The organism is Leuconostoc sp. DB-1, assembly GCF_013414845.1.
In the GTDB taxonomy this organism is placed as follows: domain Bacteria; phylum Bacillota; class Bacilli; order Lactobacillales; family Lactobacillaceae; genus Leuconostoc; species Leuconostoc mesenteroides.
The window spans coordinates 376,410-394,480 of the sequence record NZ_JABFNJ010000001.1 but is presented as its reverse complement, the minus strand read 5'-3'; the positions used below and the strand labels follow the sequence as shown (position 1 = coordinate 394,480).

At 36.3% G+C, this 18,071-nt stretch carries 15 protein-coding genes, 2 pseudogenes and 1 riboswitch; of the genes and pseudogenes, 1 reads left to right on the top strand and 16 read right to left on the bottom strand.

The features are described from left to right. Positions 1-8: 8 nt before the first annotated feature. The 5 genes from HFP47_RS01895 to HFP47_RS01875 form a co-directional block, all read right to left on the bottom strand. A complete protein-coding gene (locus HFP47_RS01895) occupies positions 9-407 on the bottom strand; it encodes a DivIVA domain-containing protein (protein WP_004164370.1) in 399 nt (132 codons plus the stop codon). 74 nt (positions 408-481) lie between these two features. Continuing rightward, positions 482-1,048: a DUF1273 domain-containing protein gene (locus HFP47_RS01890; RefSeq protein ID WP_011679459.1), complete on the bottom strand. Its 567-nt coding sequence runs from the start codon at positions 1,046-1,048 to the stop codon at positions 482-484. A 58-nt stretch (positions 1,049-1,106) separates the two neighbouring features. Then, positions 1,107-3,299 (bottom strand): transglycosylase domain-containing protein, encoded by a 2,193-nt coding sequence (locus HFP47_RS01885; protein WP_048592872.1) that lies wholly within the window; start codon positions 3,297-3,299, stop codon positions 1,107-1,109. A 21-nt stretch (positions 3,300-3,320) separates the two neighbouring features. After that, positions 3,321-3,935, bottom strand: coding sequence for a Holliday junction resolvase RecU (gene recU / locus HFP47_RS01880; RefSeq protein ID WP_011679457.1), 615 nt, complete (start codon positions 3,933-3,935; stop codon positions 3,321-3,323). A gap of 151 nt (positions 3,936-4,086) precedes the next feature. Continuing rightward, positions 4,087-4,314, bottom strand: a complete 228-nt coding sequence (locus HFP47_RS01875; protein ID WP_004164379.1) for a CsbD family protein — start codon at positions 4,312-4,314, stop codon at positions 4,087-4,089. A gap of 948 nt (positions 4,315-5,262) precedes the next feature. On the opposite strand from HFP47_RS01875, the gene HFP47_RS01870 reads away from it, so the two are divergent. After that, entirely contained in the window at positions 5,263-5,433 is a 171-nt protein-coding gene (locus HFP47_RS01870; protein WP_011679456.1) for a hypothetical protein, read from the top strand. 197 nt (positions 5,434-5,630) lie between these two features. On the opposite strand, the gene HFP47_RS01865 is transcribed toward HFP47_RS01870, so the two are convergent. From HFP47_RS01865 to HFP47_RS01815, 11 genes and pseudogenes are all read right to left on the bottom strand, one after another. Beyond that, on the bottom strand, positions 5,631-6,491 hold the full coding sequence (locus HFP47_RS01865) for a hypothetical protein (protein ID WP_179875953.1): 861 nt from the start codon (positions 6,489-6,491) through the stop codon (positions 5,631-5,633). A 14-nt stretch (positions 6,492-6,505) separates the two neighbouring features. Then, a complete protein-coding gene (locus HFP47_RS01860) occupies positions 6,506-7,303 on the bottom strand; it encodes a TIR domain-containing protein (protein ID WP_218925549.1) in 798 nt (265 codons plus the stop codon). Between the two features lie 64 nt (positions 7,304-7,367). Next, on the bottom strand, positions 7,368-8,657 hold the full coding sequence (locus HFP47_RS01855) for a hypothetical protein (protein WP_084035031.1): 1,290 nt from the start codon (positions 8,655-8,657) through the stop codon (positions 7,368-7,370). Continuing rightward, positions 8,644-9,312 (bottom strand): hypothetical protein, encoded by a 669-nt coding sequence (locus HFP47_RS01850; protein ID WP_042252835.1) that lies wholly within the window; start codon positions 9,310-9,312, stop codon positions 8,644-8,646. Before HFP47_RS01850 ends, HFP47_RS01855 begins: the two co-directional genes overlap by 14 nt. A gap of 876 nt (positions 9,313-10,188) precedes the next feature. Then, on the bottom strand, positions 10,189-11,733 hold the full coding sequence (gene guaA / locus HFP47_RS01845; protein ID WP_025267889.1) for a glutamine-hydrolyzing GMP synthase: 1,545 nt from the start codon (positions 11,731-11,733) through the stop codon (positions 10,189-10,191). Positions 11,734-11,736: 3 nt separating this feature from the next. Continuing rightward, positions 11,737-12,723, bottom strand: coding sequence for an IMP dehydrogenase (locus tag HFP47_RS01840; RefSeq protein ID WP_042252834.1), 987 nt, complete (start codon positions 12,721-12,723; stop codon positions 11,737-11,739). Between the two features lie 42 nt (positions 12,724-12,765). After that, the gene (locus HFP47_RS01835; RefSeq protein WP_021210467.1) at positions 12,766-13,908 is read right to left on the bottom strand and encodes an IMP dehydrogenase; all 1,143 of its coding nucleotides are present in this window, start codon (positions 13,906-13,908) and stop codon (positions 12,766-12,768) included. Between the two features lie 223 nt (positions 13,909-14,131). Next, a riboswitch (purine riboswitch) is annotated at positions 14,132-14,228 on the bottom strand. Positions 14,229-14,427: 199 nt separating this feature from the next. Then, positions 14,428-14,640, bottom strand: a pseudogene (locus HFP47_RS01830) (CsbD family protein); the annotation flags it as partial. Between the two features lie 533 nt (positions 14,641-15,173). After that, a complete protein-coding gene (locus HFP47_RS01825; protein ID WP_179875951.1) occupies positions 15,174-16,628 on the bottom strand; it encodes an NlpC/P60 family protein in 1,455 nt (484 codons plus the stop codon). Positions 16,629-16,829: 201 nt separating this feature from the next. Next, positions 16,830-17,015, bottom strand: coding sequence for a 2-hydroxymuconate tautomerase (locus HFP47_RS01820; protein ID WP_004164395.1), 186 nt, complete (start codon positions 17,013-17,015; stop codon positions 16,830-16,832). Positions 17,016-17,035: 20 nt separating this feature from the next. Beyond that, positions 17,036-18,017: pseudogene (locus HFP47_RS01815) on the bottom strand (YitT family protein). Positions 18,018-18,071: the final 54 nt, after the last annotated feature.

The following is an 18,071-nucleotide window of genomic DNA, read 5'->3' as shown; positions in this document are numbered from 1 at the left end:
CTTTTTATTTATTCAGCACTATTATGATCGCGACCAAACACCACACGCTCCAAATTAGCAACACGCTTAATCAAATCTAAGTTAGTTACTGCCGCTTGCTGTGCGACTGCTGCTTGTCTTTGATCCTCAACTGGTTGAGGTTGAGAAGCAGTTTGAACTGGTTGTTGCGGTGCAACACTTTGTTGCTGTTTAACAGCAACTAGTTGATCTTGTGCATCTTTCAAAGCAACTTGTAAACGAGCCACTTCACTTTTTAGTTGTTCAACTCGGCTACCAAATGCACCATAATCTTTAATAATATCATCTAGAAAGCTGTCAACATCAGCAGGATCATAACCGACCCCCATACGTTTTTGCTTAAAGACGCGTTCCAAAATGTCTTTTTGCGTGTATTTTACTTGTTCCACAAGCTATACCTCGATTATTTTTTACTTATCCTATGTTACCAATAATTCTAATGAATTACAAGGCATTTTTAATACTAATAATCGTAACGGTTTTCATTCATTTTTTCTTCAAGTTCCGATGCATACTCTTGTAACTGATACATGTCCACTTGGACAAGAGGATACGGCGTTTGCGTTTGATACTTTGTAACAACTTGAAAATCAAATATTGTCTTCCCTTCAAATTCCGTATCATAAAAGAACAATGCGCCATCTGTGTGCGCTAACATGAATTTCTGGTAATTTTTTAGTTGAATAGGCGATTGAAAGGGTTTAGTGGATACGCTCTCAGAAAAATCACTCTGTGCAATCAATTTCTGCAATTTGGCTTGATTATCCTCACTCCATTGACTGCCAAACTGTTTAAAAGGCAACATTACAGCCAATTTAAGTTGCGGATAGTCTTTCTTCATATCAGCAACAACTTCAATTGTCCATTGCTCAATGCCTAGCTGGGCACCTGTGATAACCCATTCCAATCCATTATCAACTTGTTCTTTTAGCGTTTGATGTAATGCATACTTGATAACTTTAATTTTAGGATCTTTGTCACCGAATGTTCCTAATTCATAACTTCGGTAACCCGTTACCCAAAGTCGCATAATATTCTCCTCTATAAGAAAAGGTCTTGCTATGAAAGCAAGACCGAGAAACTCTAAATTAATTGTTGCCAGTTGTAGAACCAGTTGAAGCAGAGTTTGCACTAATTCCTGCTTCAGATGGAGTTTCCCCAGATTGCGCAATGGAATTCACACTCGGCAGTCCACCGTTACTCCAAGAAGCATCTTTGACTTCATATTCAACGATATTTCCCTTCACTTTAGCAGTAACTGTATCTGGTGCGGTCCAATCGGTATTTGACTTATTTTGCATAGCATAAGCCATCACTTTGGCATAATACTGCGCCGGTAAATCTTGCTCTGTCCAAGGAATGTAATTTTTACTAGGAACATCAAATCCAGTCCATACAGAGAGCGTATACGATTTTGTATAGCCGGTAAACCAAGCATCCGATATCGCTTTATCAGGCATCCCAGCATTATCATCATAGGCTACTAGCCCTGACTTACCAGCCTGATATAACCCAGAAATTGCGGCATCTGCTGCGGTTGCATTAGGCTTGATAACACCCTTCATCATATCAGTTAACATGAAGGCTGTACTGGTCTTCATAGCACGTGTGCCACTTGATGTGTAGCTATGGGTTGTGCCATCTGCAGTGACAATTTTAGAAATATAAGTTGGCTTGTAATAGACACCACCATTAGCAACAGCACCAAACGCTGCTGCCTCCTGTTCGGTTGAAACATCGATTCCAATGGCCATTGAACCACCCGGTGTTGAGTTCGTCGTAATGCCTAGTCCATTAACAAACTTCTCGGCATTTGAACCACCAACCTCTTCTAAGGTTCTGATTGCAGGAATATTTCGCGATTGCGTTAAGGCCGTACGCATGGTAATGTTTCCCATGTATTTTTTATCCCAGTTGTAAACACTTATGTTTGTACCGTTATATTTGTATTTTTTATCTTCAACTGTTCGATAAGTTGGCCAGTTAAGGTATTCAATTGCTGGCCCATAATCTAGTAATGGTTTAATTGATGAACCAGATGAACGGTTCTTGCCGGTTGCTCGGTTAAGTGCCTGCAAGGTATTAACATTACGTCCGCCAATTTGGGCTATAACGTGACCATTATTTGGATCTGTCATTGTTGCACCAATTTGTAAGTCATCACTAGAAAAAGTAACAGAACCATCATTGGCATTATCATAAAGGGATTGTTGTAAATTAGAATCCATATTAGTATAGATTTTCAAACCGGCTTTTGTTGTATCATAACCTAGCTTTTTGGCTTCCGTTATTACTGATAAAGCGTACCCATCAGCAACTTGACGAGTGCTATTAGCCGCCTCTGTTTTGGCATTTAAATCTTGTAAGCCATCGCTGACAGGCACTTTCATTGCTTCTGTCGCTTGCTTTGACGTAATCGCACCATAAGTAACCATAGCTTTCAAAACTGTGTCACGACGCTCTTTTGCAGCCGTGGTGTCCTTTAAGTAGGGATCATAATAAGTTGGTGATTGTGGCATACCAGCAAGCAAAGCCAATTGTGGCAAAGAAAGATCAGTTAACGCTTTACCATAAAAATATTCTGAAGCTGTTTTCATTCCGTAAACGCCGTGTCCCATGTACACTTTGTTCATATAAAACGTCAAAATTTGATTTTTAGTAAAATTCTTCTCCACACGTAAGGCTAACCATGCTTCTTGCGCCTTACGTTTAAATGTTTGGTCAGACGTTGATGTACTAAAGACGGACAATTTAACTAATTGTTGCGTCAGAGTAGATCCGCCCTGCATCCCCAGAGAAGAACCCTTAATATTGGAAATTGCAGCTCCGGCAATACGTATTGGGTCTACACCATGATGTTTGTAAAAACGTCGATCTTCAATAGAAACAACAGCTTGCTTTAATTGTTTGGGTATTTCATTGGAATTAGCATAATCACGATCTTGAGTGGCCATGCTCCAAAAGACATTCCCCTTAGAATCTAAGAGCTGTGTAGAGTTTTCCGAAGCTAAATCCGACTCTGTAATATTGGGTGCATCATTCGCATAAGTGAAGAACAAGGCTGTTCCCGCAAGCCCAGCAATCAGTCCAAGAGTAAATAACCATAAGAATATGGCTAATATCCAACGACGCTTCTTTTTAGTTTTTCTTGGTTTTCTGGGCCCACTACCCTTTGGACCATTTGGTTTTGGCGGACGTGGTGGTTCTTGTGCAGGGTATTGGTCGTACATCTTATGATTACGATTTACACGCGACCATTGATTCGCTTTGTCATTTGCCATACTATTGAAAACTCCTAAAATTTAATGTAATGCTTCAAGCATTTTATCCACAGCTGTGAGATAATCCAAACTCGGATTTAAACTTTCAGGCACAACAAAACTCTTATCAACTATTTCTTGATAAGAAATCGACTGTTTGCCATTCAAATGTTGCCACTGTTGTATTAATTCGCTAGCAGGATAGACATAATTCTCATTTAAACTCGTAAATTTGATGATAACAAACCCGATACCACCTTGGGACAAAATACTTGCTAAATGAGAAATTTGATGTTCATGGAAATTTTTCAAAGGGAATGACGTTTTATTTTTTGTTTCCTTTGCATCAAAGTCAATATACTTTCCTTGATAAACACCATTATAATCAGTTGTAGAGGCTTGTTTAAAATAAGCTTCTGTAATTTTGGCAGCAGAGCGAGCAGGATAGTCAACTTTTACTATGGTTATTGGTGTAGGCTTTTTATGAACTACTGCCAAACGATTAGCAAGATAATAGTCATTTGCAAGATTAATTTCATCTTCCAAACCCATACCTCGCTTACCAAATAATACCTTTTTAGTTGTTTTACCGGTACGCAATGTGTTATTTTTTAACGTCTTACCGTGATGAGTACCGACTGGATAATTAATTGTCATCGCAACTCTCAATATTTTCTGTAAAATATATATTTTTATTTTACCATAAAAAAGAACTTAACCATAATTAGGTTAAGCAATGTCAATGCTTGTGTGTTGCAAGTCATTCAAAAACCGTCCAACTAAAGAGTTAGTCGGACGGTTTTACTTATTATTTTTTCAACTTTTCCACGCCATCTTTGACTGCATCAACTGCATCTTCAGCAGAATCCTTAACGGCTTCGGCAGCATCAGATAACTTGTCTTTCGCCTTACCAAAAAGTCCCTGTGCTTTACCTTGTGCTTCGCGACTCTTGTCACCGGTAACTTTGCCTTCAACTTCTTTTGCTTTACCAGCAACCTTGTCCTGAGCATTATCAAACTTATCTTCAACTGACATATAATGTCCTCCTTGAACTTTATTTGATGTTACATATATAGTATAACTTAAATGTAAGCGCTTGTAAACAACTTACAGTAAAGTTACATTGTATATTTAACAGCTGATCTTCCATCATAGAGAAAACAATTAGTCATTTAATTTATAGTTAATCCTCGTTAAATATTCAAATTACATAATAATGTCACATGCCATCCACTCGTTTCTGTGGGTGGTTTGTCTATGTCAATATTTATTCTCAAAATCGAGTGTGTACGCCTTTTCCAGAATTTGATATAATTTTTACTAAGCTCATTAAGGAGTCATCATGACAATTATTTTTCTTTACACTTTTATTTTATTCGTAACACTCTGTTTAATTACTTTTTATTCGTCGGAATTATAATTCGCAGCCGCGGAACAATCATTATCACCTCTTTTGGTATTGTTATTCAAACAATACTGTTTTGTTTTTTTCGTTTCTTTATGTTCACATAAATTATCTATAATCTATTTGTTTGACCAATATTCTTATTGCAGTCTTTTTGCTATTTCAGACGCAATAACTGTATAAAAGTCGATATTCCGTTGGATTTTTCTCAGGCCATCTGTGATAAAATAGCAGTAGCAAAAACATCGGAGAATATGATAGTGCCCTTTTCATTGTTATTTGTTCTGACCCTTCTATTAACTGCACTGTTAATCGCTGGACTAATCCTTCATAATCGTTATATGATCATCACAGCTGTTGTAGGGATTGTAGTGCAAATTATTGTGCTCATTTATTTGTGTTTCATATTTATTCCATCACTATAAAAATAGTCACATTGAGCCAAACGTTACGCTTTGTTTGATAAGCGGTCTATTTGAATAAAGATAATTGCTGTGATAACATGAACGGTAGTAGTCGTGCCTTATGTTTTATATTTAATTTCAAGCAATCACGATCAAAATTAGGGAGAATATTTTATGAAAAAAGTGTCAGTTTTTGTTTTAATGATTTCACTCATACTTATGTTTGCGTCTTTGATTAGTTGGATTATGAGCCAACCAACTTTTGCTATTATTGCCTCTAACTTAGGCTTGCTTATTTTAGCGATTTCATATCTTTGGGAAAACCGCAATAATTTCTTGAAATAAAAAGTCCTTCTGGACGTACATATTAATTAAATAAAGACAGATAATTTGTCGAAAAAAATAAACCCCATTTGAGGTTTATTTTTTGATATTATTCCCTCTTACATAGATAAAGGACTGGTAGCACACCTTTGAAAAGTGGCTAATTTTCTCTTTGATTGTAGATGTCACCCACTGACATAATTGTTATCTCCACTAATTTAAAAGATAACTTCAGTAATTGTCTCGCACTCGTCACATTTAAGAAATAACTTCTGAACAATACTATCTTCATTTGATTCATCAGAATCTATCACCAATCTTTTGCTCTTACATGATGAACACTCATATTGAGAGACAGGGTCATAGATTTTCTGCAAGATGTTTTCACAAACTCCAATCAAAGATGTACACATCATCACACAGGATGATGCTTCATAAAAAGTCGCCTTACTTGAATGAGTGATTTTACAGGCATATTCCCATGTTGATTCTGTTAACTTCTTTATCATACTTCTATAATCGGAATTTTCAGAACCTTTTAAGTAAAATTGTAGAAAAAGTTCTACTTTTTGCTTGAAATTTGATTTCTGGGGTTGTTCACCATTAGTTGCCATATCAGGAACATAAATATAATTACCCAACTCAATTAATATTTCTCTACATTGAACACCTATCGATTGAAAATCTTCAACTTCATGAGCACTATCTATAAGTTGAGCAACGTTTTTTAATTTTCTGAAAAGCTGTGGAGCAATGTCTGTACCAAGTGTAACTCCACGAACAAAGTCTTCTGAGCTAAATTTTTCTTGCTCTACCCGCATTCTTTTCATTAGTCCCATGTGAAAGGAATACGCTTCATCTGCTCCAAAATAATAGGCAGACTGAGAATATAAATTCATAGGTACCTCATCGCCTTCAACAACCCACCAATCTCCATCATTATCTGTTTTAACATTCCATACGCAAACTTCCATGCCCAAATCATTAAATTTATATTCAGGTTTAGCACTTAACACTTTACATTTATTTTGGCTTTCCAACTCTACATATTTTGTAACGTCTTCAAATGTACGCTTCATCGTTAAATAGTACCTCACACTTGAAATATTTTACTAAAGTCAATGTTATAACCAACAGCATTCAGCTCTTTTGCAATTTCTAGTTTCCAACCATCGTCCTCGGAATAATTAATATACAAAACCCCAGAAATGTCATTTGGTTTTTCCACATCATCTTTGACCAGGGCAAGAACATTTTTCCTACCTAATTTTCCAATAAAGTAACCGTGTTCAAAAACTACATTTTGTCTCGCACGCGGGTTTAACTTTTCTTTGTTATCTAGGGAATTACCAACATCGCACGGTGTATATAAAACTATCGCAAAACCAACATTAGAATATCGTTCAATTTTTTCAATTATCGTGTCGCCCGAACTGGCCTGTTCATGCAAAATAATAGGCTCAATATTTAACTTTTCCAAAAAACGTGCCACCTCATTTTTGAGACCAGTATCGTGTCCGTGTACCAGAAATATTTCATTCTCACTCAATTCTGGGTTTTCTTTTTTTATTCGAGGTGAAGATATCTTATCTTTATACTCTTCTTTATTAGATTCTATGTCTTGCACAATTTCTTTTATTAATTTCATATTTTTTTGATGGTTATCGAAATTATAAACGTATACATTCAAACGTATTTTTTCAATATTATTTTCATAAAAGTCTAATATTGTTTGACAATAATATTCAAATAAGGTAAAAGATATATTACCGCTGACGATTCCTTCGCCTAATTTTGTACACGGTATTTGAATATCTGGCTCTTTAGTATAGTCCATTAAGGTCTCAATTATGACTAATAATTGAGTTTTTGTTATATCATATTCTCTCATAAATGTACTCCTGCTGTTAATACTTCCATGCTAATGTTGATTTATATATTACAAAATTTTTCTCCTAATCATTATTTTTATCTTTATTATATTCATGAATGTCTGTATCATCTAAAGTAGAAGACTCATAATTTCTAATATTACCAGTAATTTCATTATTACTTGAAAAAAAACTTTGCATAACTTGATAACTTGGGAGTGCTGTACTTACATTGAAATGCAACATCTTACTCCACTGGGGCTGTTGGTTCACTGAACGAAAGACGGAATTAAATTTCAGAAAATTATTTCCTATTTGAGCCCCAATATTCAAGCTATTCATTGAATTTGTAATAAAAGACATATTTACAACCGGCAACGAAAAATCTGGTAATTTTACTCCTTCCAATATTTTACTAACAACTCGAGTAGATTCAGTTAATTGTTTAATTATGTCAGAATTTTGTTTTTGAAAATTTTGAAAAACGTTGGCTAATAGAGACAAGGAATTTTGGATTAACTTATTGTTAATATCTGAATAAAATTCATTTGAAATCATTTGTTGCTGAATACCATAAAAAGCTTTAGATATACCCCGAACTTCTTCCTGACAAAATTTCCAATCTTCGAAAATCATTTCCTTATAATGCGAAACTTTGTTACGGATTTGACGTATTCTTTTTAGAAGATCATCATCAACTTTTACTGCTTCTGTAACTGGAAGTATGAACAATTCCCACGTACTTTTAAATTCTGGCTTAGTATGTAATTGGGATATTTTCTCAACTACTTTTAATCCGTCGCTGGTATCAAAATATTCATATTGCCCATTTTCGTTCAAAAGCCAGATTTTAGAAAAGAAAAGACGTTCTAATTCCCCTAGATTTAAGTCTTCCACAAATATGTTCAGTTTCCCCTGCTTTAACTTTTTTCCTTTTATTGCATTATCTATTTCGCCAATTTCTTTGAAATGAAACAAAAGATAGAACAGTTGACGAAGATTGTTTTCATACTCATCAATGATTGGATAACATTTTTGAGCATAATATCTTGACAATTCCCGTGATAAAAGTGTGACCTCATACCCTGAACTCAATAAGCCAATTAGTTTTGATCTAACTTCATCATAAAAATAAGTTTTTCGCCAATGCACATCAGTTTGGGATTCTATTTTAAAAAGTAGTAAATTGTCAGATTTTTGCTGAGTTACTACAAATTCCAGCGTCAGTTGATCATTCACCTGATAATTAAAAACATTATCATCCTCACAACAATAAAAAAAACTATTTCTACTAATAACTGTCCAAAAAGCACTTACTGAATTGAACTCATCAGATGTTGGACTAACTAACATTTCAAAATCAAACTTGACCATAGTTCTTAATTAAATTCCCACTTTGTTGATATTCTGCAATTGCTTTAGCTATTTCATTCAATTCATTTTCATATTCTCGGTTATGAACATGAGTATCAATATTAAACATAATTAACTTAATAGTAGTTAAACAGCTTACTGCAAAATCAATTAATTTTTTTGTTTCTATAAGATATATTGGATTGCTATTTTGAACATCCTCTAATTTGTCTAAAGTGTCAATACTTTTATCCAAATGTGCTAAGTTTATATCTCTTATTTTTTTAAGATGATTTATTGGATCATTTAATTCATCAAGTTTGACCTTTAAATTTTTTAGTTTGTTTACACAGTCTGAATAAGATGCTTGCGCAGAATGGCTGACTTCTTCGTAATATTTTAAACTAAATATCTTTATTGAATTTTCTATAATTGTTGGAATAGTATAAGATTGCTTGTTATGTTCATACATTTTAGATAATTGTAACTGAACGTTTTCTATCATGATACTTTGTGAATAAGAAAAATAATCACCATAAGTGAGTAATACCTCTGTCTTATATAACATTTTACCCACAGCATATGTAGCGTTAAATGTTTGTCTGGTTACTATGGCTTGATACAGCAACCATTCTAAATGTTTTTTTAACCTAGGAATTTGCACTTTAGGATTCATTTTTTTTACCCTCTCTAATTTACGTTCTAATAATCAATCACGATTTTTTAACTATTTTTTTAAAATAAAAACAACAATCTCAAAATTTTTTTTAGTGAATAAGGTTAAAATCCAATATTCCGATTTAAATTATTGTCTGACAGCTGTATTAAAAATACTTGAAGTTTACTCTTCAGTTCTTCAACAATTGATTTAATAAAAATTATCAGAATCGTAAGCGATTATCTCAAAAAAATTCTGAGAGAAAATTTCAACAAATTTTCTAATACATTAACTATTGTTCATAATATTGAGTTACTGTTTAGTCAGGTCAAGAATTAGAAGAGATATTGGTTTGAGGCTGTGTATGAAACTTTTAGTTCTTAAATTCATTTGCCTCATTAATTTAAGAACCTTGTTAGAATTTTATTTTGCTGAGACTGAACAAATCTCTCGTCCGAGATCGTGCGCAACCTATTGCAGTGAGATTGGAATATACAAGTTGATAGTGCAATTAGTTAGTGTATCAACTTTTTATATGTCCTTGTTGCGTTTTGTTTGAGCCTGGGAGAAACACAAATACACATACTTTATTCTAATGCTATTTAAATTAAAAAGAAATGTTAAATATCAATTTTCTTCAATATTTGTTTTTGCGGGTGTTACTTTCACATGAAACAAGTTACGTTTTCACAAAATACCAAGCAAGATTTAACTGTAAATTTATTACAGTTTACCTTATTTTATTAAAAAAAAGCCACTGTTACCTAAATAACAATGACTTTATGTGGTGGTGAATTTGGTGGGGTACATACTACATATTTCACCAAATAATCCGTTTTGCTACAAACTAAATGTTGTTAAATCAACGTTCTGGCTTCAACTTAACGTTGTCTGTTATTCCCATTCAACAGTTGCAGGTGGCTTAGCCGTGATATCATACACCACGCGGTTAATATGACCAACTTCATTGACAATACGAGCTGATATTTTTTGCAATAATTCCCATGGCATACGTGCAAAATCAGCTGTCATACCATCGACAGAAGTAATGGCACGAATTGCTATCGTGTAATCGTAAGTACGGTAATCACCCATGACACCAACTGAACGGACACCAGTCAATACCGTAAAGTATTGCCATATGTCTCCTTCTAGACCAGCTTTGGCGATTTCATCACGCAAAATCCAATCAGAGTCACGTACGATTTCTAACTTATCTTCAGTGATGTCTCCTAGGATACGAATCCCTAATCCGGGTCCAGGGAATGGTTGACGCCAGACCATTTCGTGTGGCATATTCAACTTTTCACCTAATTCACGAACCTCATCCTTAAATAATGTGTTAAGTGGCTCAATTAGCTGGAATTGCATATCCTCTGGTAAGCCACCAACGTTATGATGTGACTTGATAGTTTGTGCCGTATCGGTACCAGATTCAATCACATCAGTATATAGCGTACCCTGTGCTAAGAATTCAATGCCATCTAACTTTTTAGCCTCATCATTGAAAACTTGGATAAACTCATTTCCAATAATCTTTCGCTTTTGTTCAGGATCTGAAACACCGGCCAATTTATCCAAAAAACGTTCTTGGGCATCAACTTTAATGATGTTTAATCCAAACTTGCCACCCAACATTGTCATCACCTGATCTGCTTCGTTTTTACGGAGCAAGCCATGATCTACAAATATAGATGTCAATTGGTCACCAATCGCGCGGTGCAACAAAACACCAACAACTGATGAATCAACACCACCTGATAGTCCAAGCAATACCTTTTTATCCCCTACAATTTCGCGAATTTTTTGAATTTGTTCATCAATAAATCCACTCATGTCCCAGTTAGATTCTGCTTCAGCAATATTTTTAACAAAATTCGTTAAAATTTGCTTTCCATTTTCTGACAAGGTCGTTTCTGCGTGGAACTGAACCCCATACAAGCGACGCTCTTCGTTAGCAATAGCAGCAATTGGTGTTTTATCTGAGCCACCAATCACTTTAAATCCTTCAGGTAATTCAATGACATTATCTGAATGGCTCATCAAAACAGTTTGTGATACTGGTGTATCAGCTAATAATCGCCCAGCAGACTCAGTTTGTTGTAGGACAGTTTGTCCAAATTCGCCATTGCCTGGATTAGCTTCAACTTTACCGCCTAATTCTTGTGCCATTAGTTGCATACCGTAGCATACACCTAAAACTGGAATATCTAAATTGAATATTTCGCTATCAATGGTAAACGCATTTTCCTCATAAACCGACTTAGGACCACCAGACAAGATGATGGCCTTGGGATTATAGGACTTGATTTCTTCGGCAGTCATATTACGTGACTTAAGTTCTGAAAACACACCCATTTCACGTATACGTCGTGTGATTAATTGATTATATTGGCTTCCATAGTCTAAAACTAAGACTTTATCAAGTTTGTCAACCATTGCTTATCCTTTCGCGTAGTTAGGCGCTTGTTTAGTAATTTCAACATCATGTGGATGTGATTCACGCAAACCGTTATCTGTTATTTGAACAATCTTAGCATTCAATTTTAGGCTTTCAATTGTTTGTGACCCCGTGTAACCCATTCCGGCGCGCAAGCCACCGTCAGTTTGGAAGATTGCATCATCAATTGACATATCTCCTTCTTTAAACGAACCGTCAGATTCCAGTACTGATCCTTTTAACAGATCTGATACCATTGTCGCATCTGCCCCTGCTGCAATCGCTTTAACAATGTCACCCGAATAATGAATACCACCAACAGCAATGACTGATTTGTTGTCATATGCAGCTGCCACATCTGCAATATTCATTGTGACTGTTAAGAATGGGTATGTAATGTCGTTTGGTAGTGATGAGTCAACTGAACGTCCTGCAAGTATTGTATCTGCTCCTGCTTCATATAAAGCAGCAGCAATGCTTTGATCTTCAACGACACCAACAGCGATGAACAAATCTGGATGTGCTTGTCGTATTTGCTTAATAAGATCACGCGTATTCTTGGCTAGCGTTTCATGCAAATAAAAGAATATAGCATCCGCTCCTGCATTAACCAATGCAGCAACACGAGTTTCTGCACCAGCCACTAACCACACTTCAGCTGCTACACGTAAATGATTCTGTGAATCAACCAAAGCATTAGGATATTTTTCAGTATCAACGACTGTCTCCTTAACTTGTTGCAAACTGGCTACTTGTTTTGATAAATCTTCTTGCTCAGCAACAACGCCTAACCCACCATTCAAAGCGGTTGGCACAACACGTGTATCTGTTTCCGGACCAAAAGCCTCTGAAACAAGCGGAATATTTAATTCAAAATTTTCTGACAATTGTGTACGCAAGGTAACACTATATGGTAAAACATTTGAGGCTCCCGGTACTAACAAAACTTGATCGTAGCCAAGACCTATGAACTCTGTATTTTCAGGCATGATTTTCTCCAAAGATGATTGAACTATTATTTGCAATGATAATTAGAATTGGGCAGCAACAACAGGCTTTTGCTTATCTGTTGCTGCTTCGAAATCAAATACTTCGCTATCACGTGCGATATGCTCATGATTAACTAAGTCATCAATCGTCGTTTCTCCTAATTGTGCCATTTTTTTATGAATATCTACTAACATAGCATTTAAAATGGTTGTCAAATCGCCTTTGTATGTAACACGAGCTTCTATACCTTCTGGTACCATCTTTTTAGCTTCGTTCACTTCACCTTGGAAGTAACGATCCTTTGATCCATTTTCCATCGCAGCAATTGAACCCATACCTCGATATGTTTTGTACTTTTGACCATTGTCTTCAAACACTTCACCGGGTGTTTCTTCCGTCCCAGAAAACATTGATCCAAGCATAACCGCATTTCCACCAGCTGATATTGCTTTAACAATATCTAATGACGTTTTAACACCGCCATCAGCAATAATCTTCTTGCCACGTGCAGCCGCTTCAAGGGCGGCATCACGAATAGCAGAAACTTGTGGTACACCAATACCAGCAACCACACGTGTGGTACAAATTGATCCAGGGCCAATTCCAATTTTAACAACATCAGCGCCCGCATCGTATAATGCAGCTGCACCTTCTCGAGTTGCAATATTACCAGCAATAATATTTAAATTAGGGAAAGTCGACCTTACCTCAGATACCTTGCGGAGAACGCCCTCAGAATGTCCATGTGCGGAATCCAGCACAATTGCATCAGCTCCTGCTTCAACCATAGCTTGCACACGATCTACAGTGTCATTCGTTACACCAACGGCACCAGCAACAAGCAGATGTCCTTCAGCATCAACAGCTGCATTAGGAAAGTCCGCTGAGTCAAACGTTGCCGTTTTAACCTTGCGAACTTCATCAGCCTGTGCACTAATTGTCATATTTTTATGAATGACACCAAGGCCACCTAACTTAGCTAAAGCTGTGGCAAAGCGTGCTTCTGTCACTGTATCCATCGCAGCTGATAGTAATGGAATATTAAGCTTCAAAGTAGGTGTTAAGCTTGTGGTCACCGAAACAGATTCAGGTGTCACAGTTGACTGTAAGTCGTCAACTAACTTGACGTCTTCAAATGTTAATCCCATTGGGACAAACTTGTTTGTTGAACTAAACTTCTGCATAAGATCCTCCAAAATAAACATGCATTCTACCTTTGTCGTATAAACAAATAAACAATTGAACCCATCCCCAGTAGGTATTGCAATTTGTTTTTAACACGAACTTCACCGGTAGTTTATATAATTTAATCAGGCCTTTTTGTTAACACAATTGTTAACGGATCCGCCATCATCTTTAAACACAAAAAAAGCATCTGGGACACAGAGATCCACAAATGCTTTTGAATCGTCAAAAACATTTGCGGATAGTCACGACTTTTGGGGCGTGGTAGAAACTGTTGGCCGTTTTCCAACGATATATCTGCAAATAACTTCTTTAGTTGTTGTTATCATATTACCCGCTTTTATGAGAAAAAGCAACCGTTAGTTAGGCAGGAAAAAACCATCTGACTTGACTTAAAATTTTCCTAGAGATATGTAATTTACAACTAATTAAACACTCAATAACTTATAAAAAAAGCACCTGATTTTTTTTTTACAATCAGTTGCTCTTTTCTTCATATATTTATTTATCAATATTTTTTTGCTATCTTGCTTGTAGTCATCAATTGTATCTTTAACGGCTTCCTCTGCTGCATCCTTGATATCAGTTACAGCGTCTTTTGCCTTACCGAAAATGTTTTGGGTTTTACCTTGTAATTCCCGTTGTTTGTCACCAGTAACTTTCCCCTCAACTTCCTTTGCTTTTCCAGCAATCTTGTCCTTGGCATTATCAAATTTTTCTTCAACTGTCATCGTACATGTTCTCCTTGAGGTTTATTCAATGTTACAAATCAATCATATCGTAGTACATAATGTTTGTAAATTATTTTGATTCTAATAATGGGTCCATTTACCTCAAAAAGTGCAAAACAAAAAGCCACACGGGGGTGAGTGGCTTTCGCAAAAGTTCAAGTTTTCTCATTGAAGATCAACCAAACTATATTATTAATTATAAGTTCTCTAAAAGCCGGTTACAAGCCAAAACGATAGTCAATAAAACAAGGATTGTTCAAAAGAAAAAGCACCTGCTACGGCGCTTAAATAATGCAATGCTGACAAACAGATAAATGAAATTGTAAGTTACAATTATCTAATCATGGAAGAAATGTGTAGTAACTGTCAGTAATTACAATAGTAAAATGAGCTTACTTAAAGTAACTCATGAATTAATTATACCATATAAAAGTAATGATTACTATTTATTTAAAAATAAAATAAAAAGCACTTATCCCTCTTGATGGATTAGTGCTCATACTACAATTAGTCTCTTGCTTTGACGCACCAAATCACTTAATTGAACCGGCGAAAGATGGCAAAAAGTTCGGTGAAATCGTTTCAACGCGTACATTCAATCCAGGCTTTGGTGCGGCAATATACTGATTATTGCCAATATAAATAGCCACATGGTATGAAGCGCCTGGCGTACCCCAAAATAGTAAGTCACCTGGCTGAGCTTGAGAAACCGACTTCTTTTGAGTGTACATTTCTTGTTCAACGGACGAGTGTGGTAATGAGATGCCGGCAGCATTTTTGAAAACATAACTCACTAATCCAGAGCAATCAAACCCAGTTGAAGGCGTTCCTCCACCCCAAACATAAGGAATATTTTGTGCTACCAATTGTTGCGCTAGCGCAATAATTGCGGCAGAATTTTCAGACGTAGATTGTGTTGTATTAGAATTTACTATTTGACTGACAGACCCAGTAGAAAGATTGACTAAATTACCATTGCTATTCGTAGTTGAAGATAGCTGATTATACTGTTGTCCAGCACTCGACTCGGAACTTGAAACAGCAGCTGCACCGTAAGAACTATTGATGTTGGCTGAAGCATCTGCTGCAGTTGAATCTGCAGAACTCGTATAAGCTGTAGCGTCACTTGCAGCTGTTGTCTCACTACTTTGCAAACTAGTATTGCCTGATGTGTTTTGCGTTTCTGACGCTACATCTGCCGTGCTAGACGTTGTTGAAGAGGTGTCCTCCGTCGCTGAACTTGTTTCTTCATCTGATCCGCTCGAGACTGCCGAACTCTCTGTCACTGAACTTGATGGCGCTGATTCTCCACTTGACACACTAGAATCTGCGGTGCTTGCCAACGTTGATTCTTCACTTGATGTAGTCGAAGATACTGAGCTTTCAGCTGCTGAGTTCGAGGCCAACGAATCTTGACTGGAAGTACTAGAAGTGACTGAAGATTCCGTTGCTTCTACGTTACCAGCTGCTGACACCTCTGAAACAGGTGCGCTAGCGGCAGTTTGCAACGAGTCAGCGTAGGAATCAGTACTTTTATTAATGTCTGTTGGTGATTGATCAGCCACTGTTGTTTGTGTATCGGCGCCAACACTAGTTGGCAAGTTTAATGTTTGCCCTACTGATATCAAATCAGAATTATTATTCTCACTCACGAGATCATCTACATTCAAATTATGATTATGAGCAATCGACCAAAGAGAATCTCCAGCCTTTACTTTATATGATGTTAATTTAGTAGTGGCTTTTTGGGAAACTTTTTTCTCAGCTGGTGTCTCAATATGAGCTACTTTATCTTTTGGTATTGTTAGACTCTTTTGAGTGAGATTAACCGTTTTGTTATCAATTAGTCCAGCAGCTTCGGCAACAGAATTAACAGCCTTGTTGACAGTGCTTTTAACATCATCAGCATGGGCGATACCCGAGCCAACGCCTACTAGACCTAATAAACTCAGTCCTGAAGCTACTACTTTTTTATCCAGTCGTTCCATATTTCCCTACCTTTCCACTCTAAACACCACAATCAGTGTTATTTTTTACTCTCAATGTTTAAATTTTTCTTAACATTTTAATTCTATCATGAAATTGTTAAAAAAACATAAGGAATGCACTATTGTTACTAACTTGAAATTTTATTTCTACAAAAAAACAGGGTGAATAAAATACCCCGTTTTTAATCGTTTGTAATAAAATTATTGATCACTTTTTAAGACACCACCAACCGCATAATGGTCTTTTGGCATTTCGCGTAAAATAACGTGAACGGCTTCTCGTGATGCGCCTGCGTCCTCAACAATAACATTGGTAATGTCTTTCACCATTTTGGCAAGTTGTTCGTGAGTACGACCTTCAAGCAATTCGACTTGTACTATTGGCATAAGTATTCTCCTTCTATTTCCTATATTTTACTTTTATCGTCTAAATTTTCAAGTTGCTCTTCTAGCCGTTGTTCAGCTTCAATCTGCGCCTCGACGGTTTCAACTTTTGGAACAGCGACCGCCCGCTTCATCTGCAGCTGACGGTCAGCATCAAGAAACTCCCCTGAAACACTAACTGTGTTCATTAAATTGATAAACGCTTTTGGATCAGCACGATGGACGACCTCTTGCATTTCGAATAATTCGTAACGGGAAAGAACCATCATTAATGTTGTCGAATCACGTTTGGTATAGGCGCCTTTCGATGGTAAAATGGTAATTCCTCGGATTAGGTCTTTGTGCAACTCTGCAACGACTTCATCACCTTTGGAGGTCACAATCATTGCCGTCAACTTCTGATAACCAGTATATAGCGTATCAACAACACGACCGGTTGCATAAATGCCAATGATTGTGAATAAGGCATTTTGCCAGCCTATAAATGAACCAGCAAAAACAACAACGCCGAAATTAATCACATTCATCAGTGCACCAATCGATTTTCCGGTTCGCTTTTGAACAACCATCGCGACAATATCCATACCACCTGTTGAAAAACCATATCTCATGGCTAGTCCGATCGAAGCACCAATTAATAAGCCACCAAATAAGGCTGCTAACAGCGGATTCGTAGTTAGGGCTTGTGTTGGCGCAATAATTTGAACAGCCGATACGAATAGTGAATTAGCAAAGCTCAATATTGTAAATTTGCCACCAATCATTTCCAACCAACAATTCCAACTGGAATGTTGAATATCATAATAAATGTTCCAGTAGGCATGCTAACGTGGAAAAAGTTTTGGGAGAACAAAGATAATAGCTGCGCAATACCGTTAAATCCACCTGAGAAAACATTATTAGGAATTAAAAAAGCGTTTAATCCAACTACTTGTACAACTGAACTAGCAAAAAGATGAGTACCGTAAGTAGTACTTTTCGCCAGTTAATTTTAATATTTTTCATCGCCCAACACTCCACAAAATTCAAATTACATCATCCTTTATCATAACAAAAAAA

Excerpts from the sequence above, each read along its gene's own strand:
- HFP47_RS01855 (WP_084035031.1), bottom strand. The coding sequence starts at position 8,657 with ATGGTCAAGTTTGATTTTGAAATGTTAGTTAGTCCAACATCTGATGAG.
- HFP47_RS01885 (WP_048592872.1), bottom strand. The coding sequence starts at position 3,299 with ATGGCAAATGACAAAGCGAATCAATGGTCGCGTGTAAATCGTAATCAT.
- HFP47_RS01835 (WP_021210467.1), bottom strand. The coding sequence starts at position 13,908 with ATGCAGAAGTTTAGTTCAACAAACAAGTTTGTCCCAATGGGATTAACA.
- HFP47_RS01820 (WP_004164395.1), bottom strand. The coding sequence starts at position 17,015 with ATGCCAATAGTACAAGTCGAATTGCTTGAAGGTCGTACTCACGAACAA.
- HFP47_RS01865 (WP_179875953.1), bottom strand. The coding sequence starts at position 6,491 with ATGAAGCGTACATTTGAAGACGTTACAAAATATGTAGAGTTGGAAAGC.
- HFP47_RS01890 (WP_011679459.1), bottom strand. The coding sequence starts at position 1,048 with ATGCGACTTTGGGTAACGGGTTACCGAAGTTATGAATTAGGAACATTC.
- HFP47_RS01860 (WP_218925549.1), bottom strand. The coding sequence starts at position 7,303 with ATGAGAGAATATGATATAACAAAAACTCAATTATTAGTCATAATTGAG.
- HFP47_RS01875 (WP_004164379.1), bottom strand. The coding sequence starts at position 4,314 with ATGTCAGTTGAAGATAAGTTTGATAATGCTCAGGACAAGGTTGCTGGT.
- guaA (WP_025267889.1), bottom strand. The coding sequence starts at position 11,733 with ATGGTTGACAAACTTGATAAAGTCTTAGTTTTAGACTATGGAAGCCAA.
- HFP47_RS01840 (WP_042252834.1), bottom strand. The coding sequence starts at position 12,723 with ATGCCTGAAAATACAGAGTTCATAGGTCTTGGCTACGATCAAGTTTTG.
- HFP47_RS01850 (WP_042252835.1), bottom strand. The coding sequence starts at position 9,312 with ATGAATCCTAAAGTGCAAATTCCTAGGTTAAAAAAACATTTAGAATGG.
- recU (WP_011679457.1), bottom strand. The coding sequence starts at position 3,935 with ATGACAATTAATTATCCAGTCGGTACTCATCACGGTAAGACGTTAAAA.
- HFP47_RS01870 (WP_011679456.1), top strand. The coding sequence starts at position 5,263 with ATGAAAAAAGTGTCAGTTTTTGTTTTAATGATTTCACTCATACTTATG.
- HFP47_RS01825 (WP_179875951.1), bottom strand. The coding sequence starts at position 16,628 with ATGGAACGACTGGATAAAAAAGTAGTAGCTTCAGGACTGAGTTTATTA.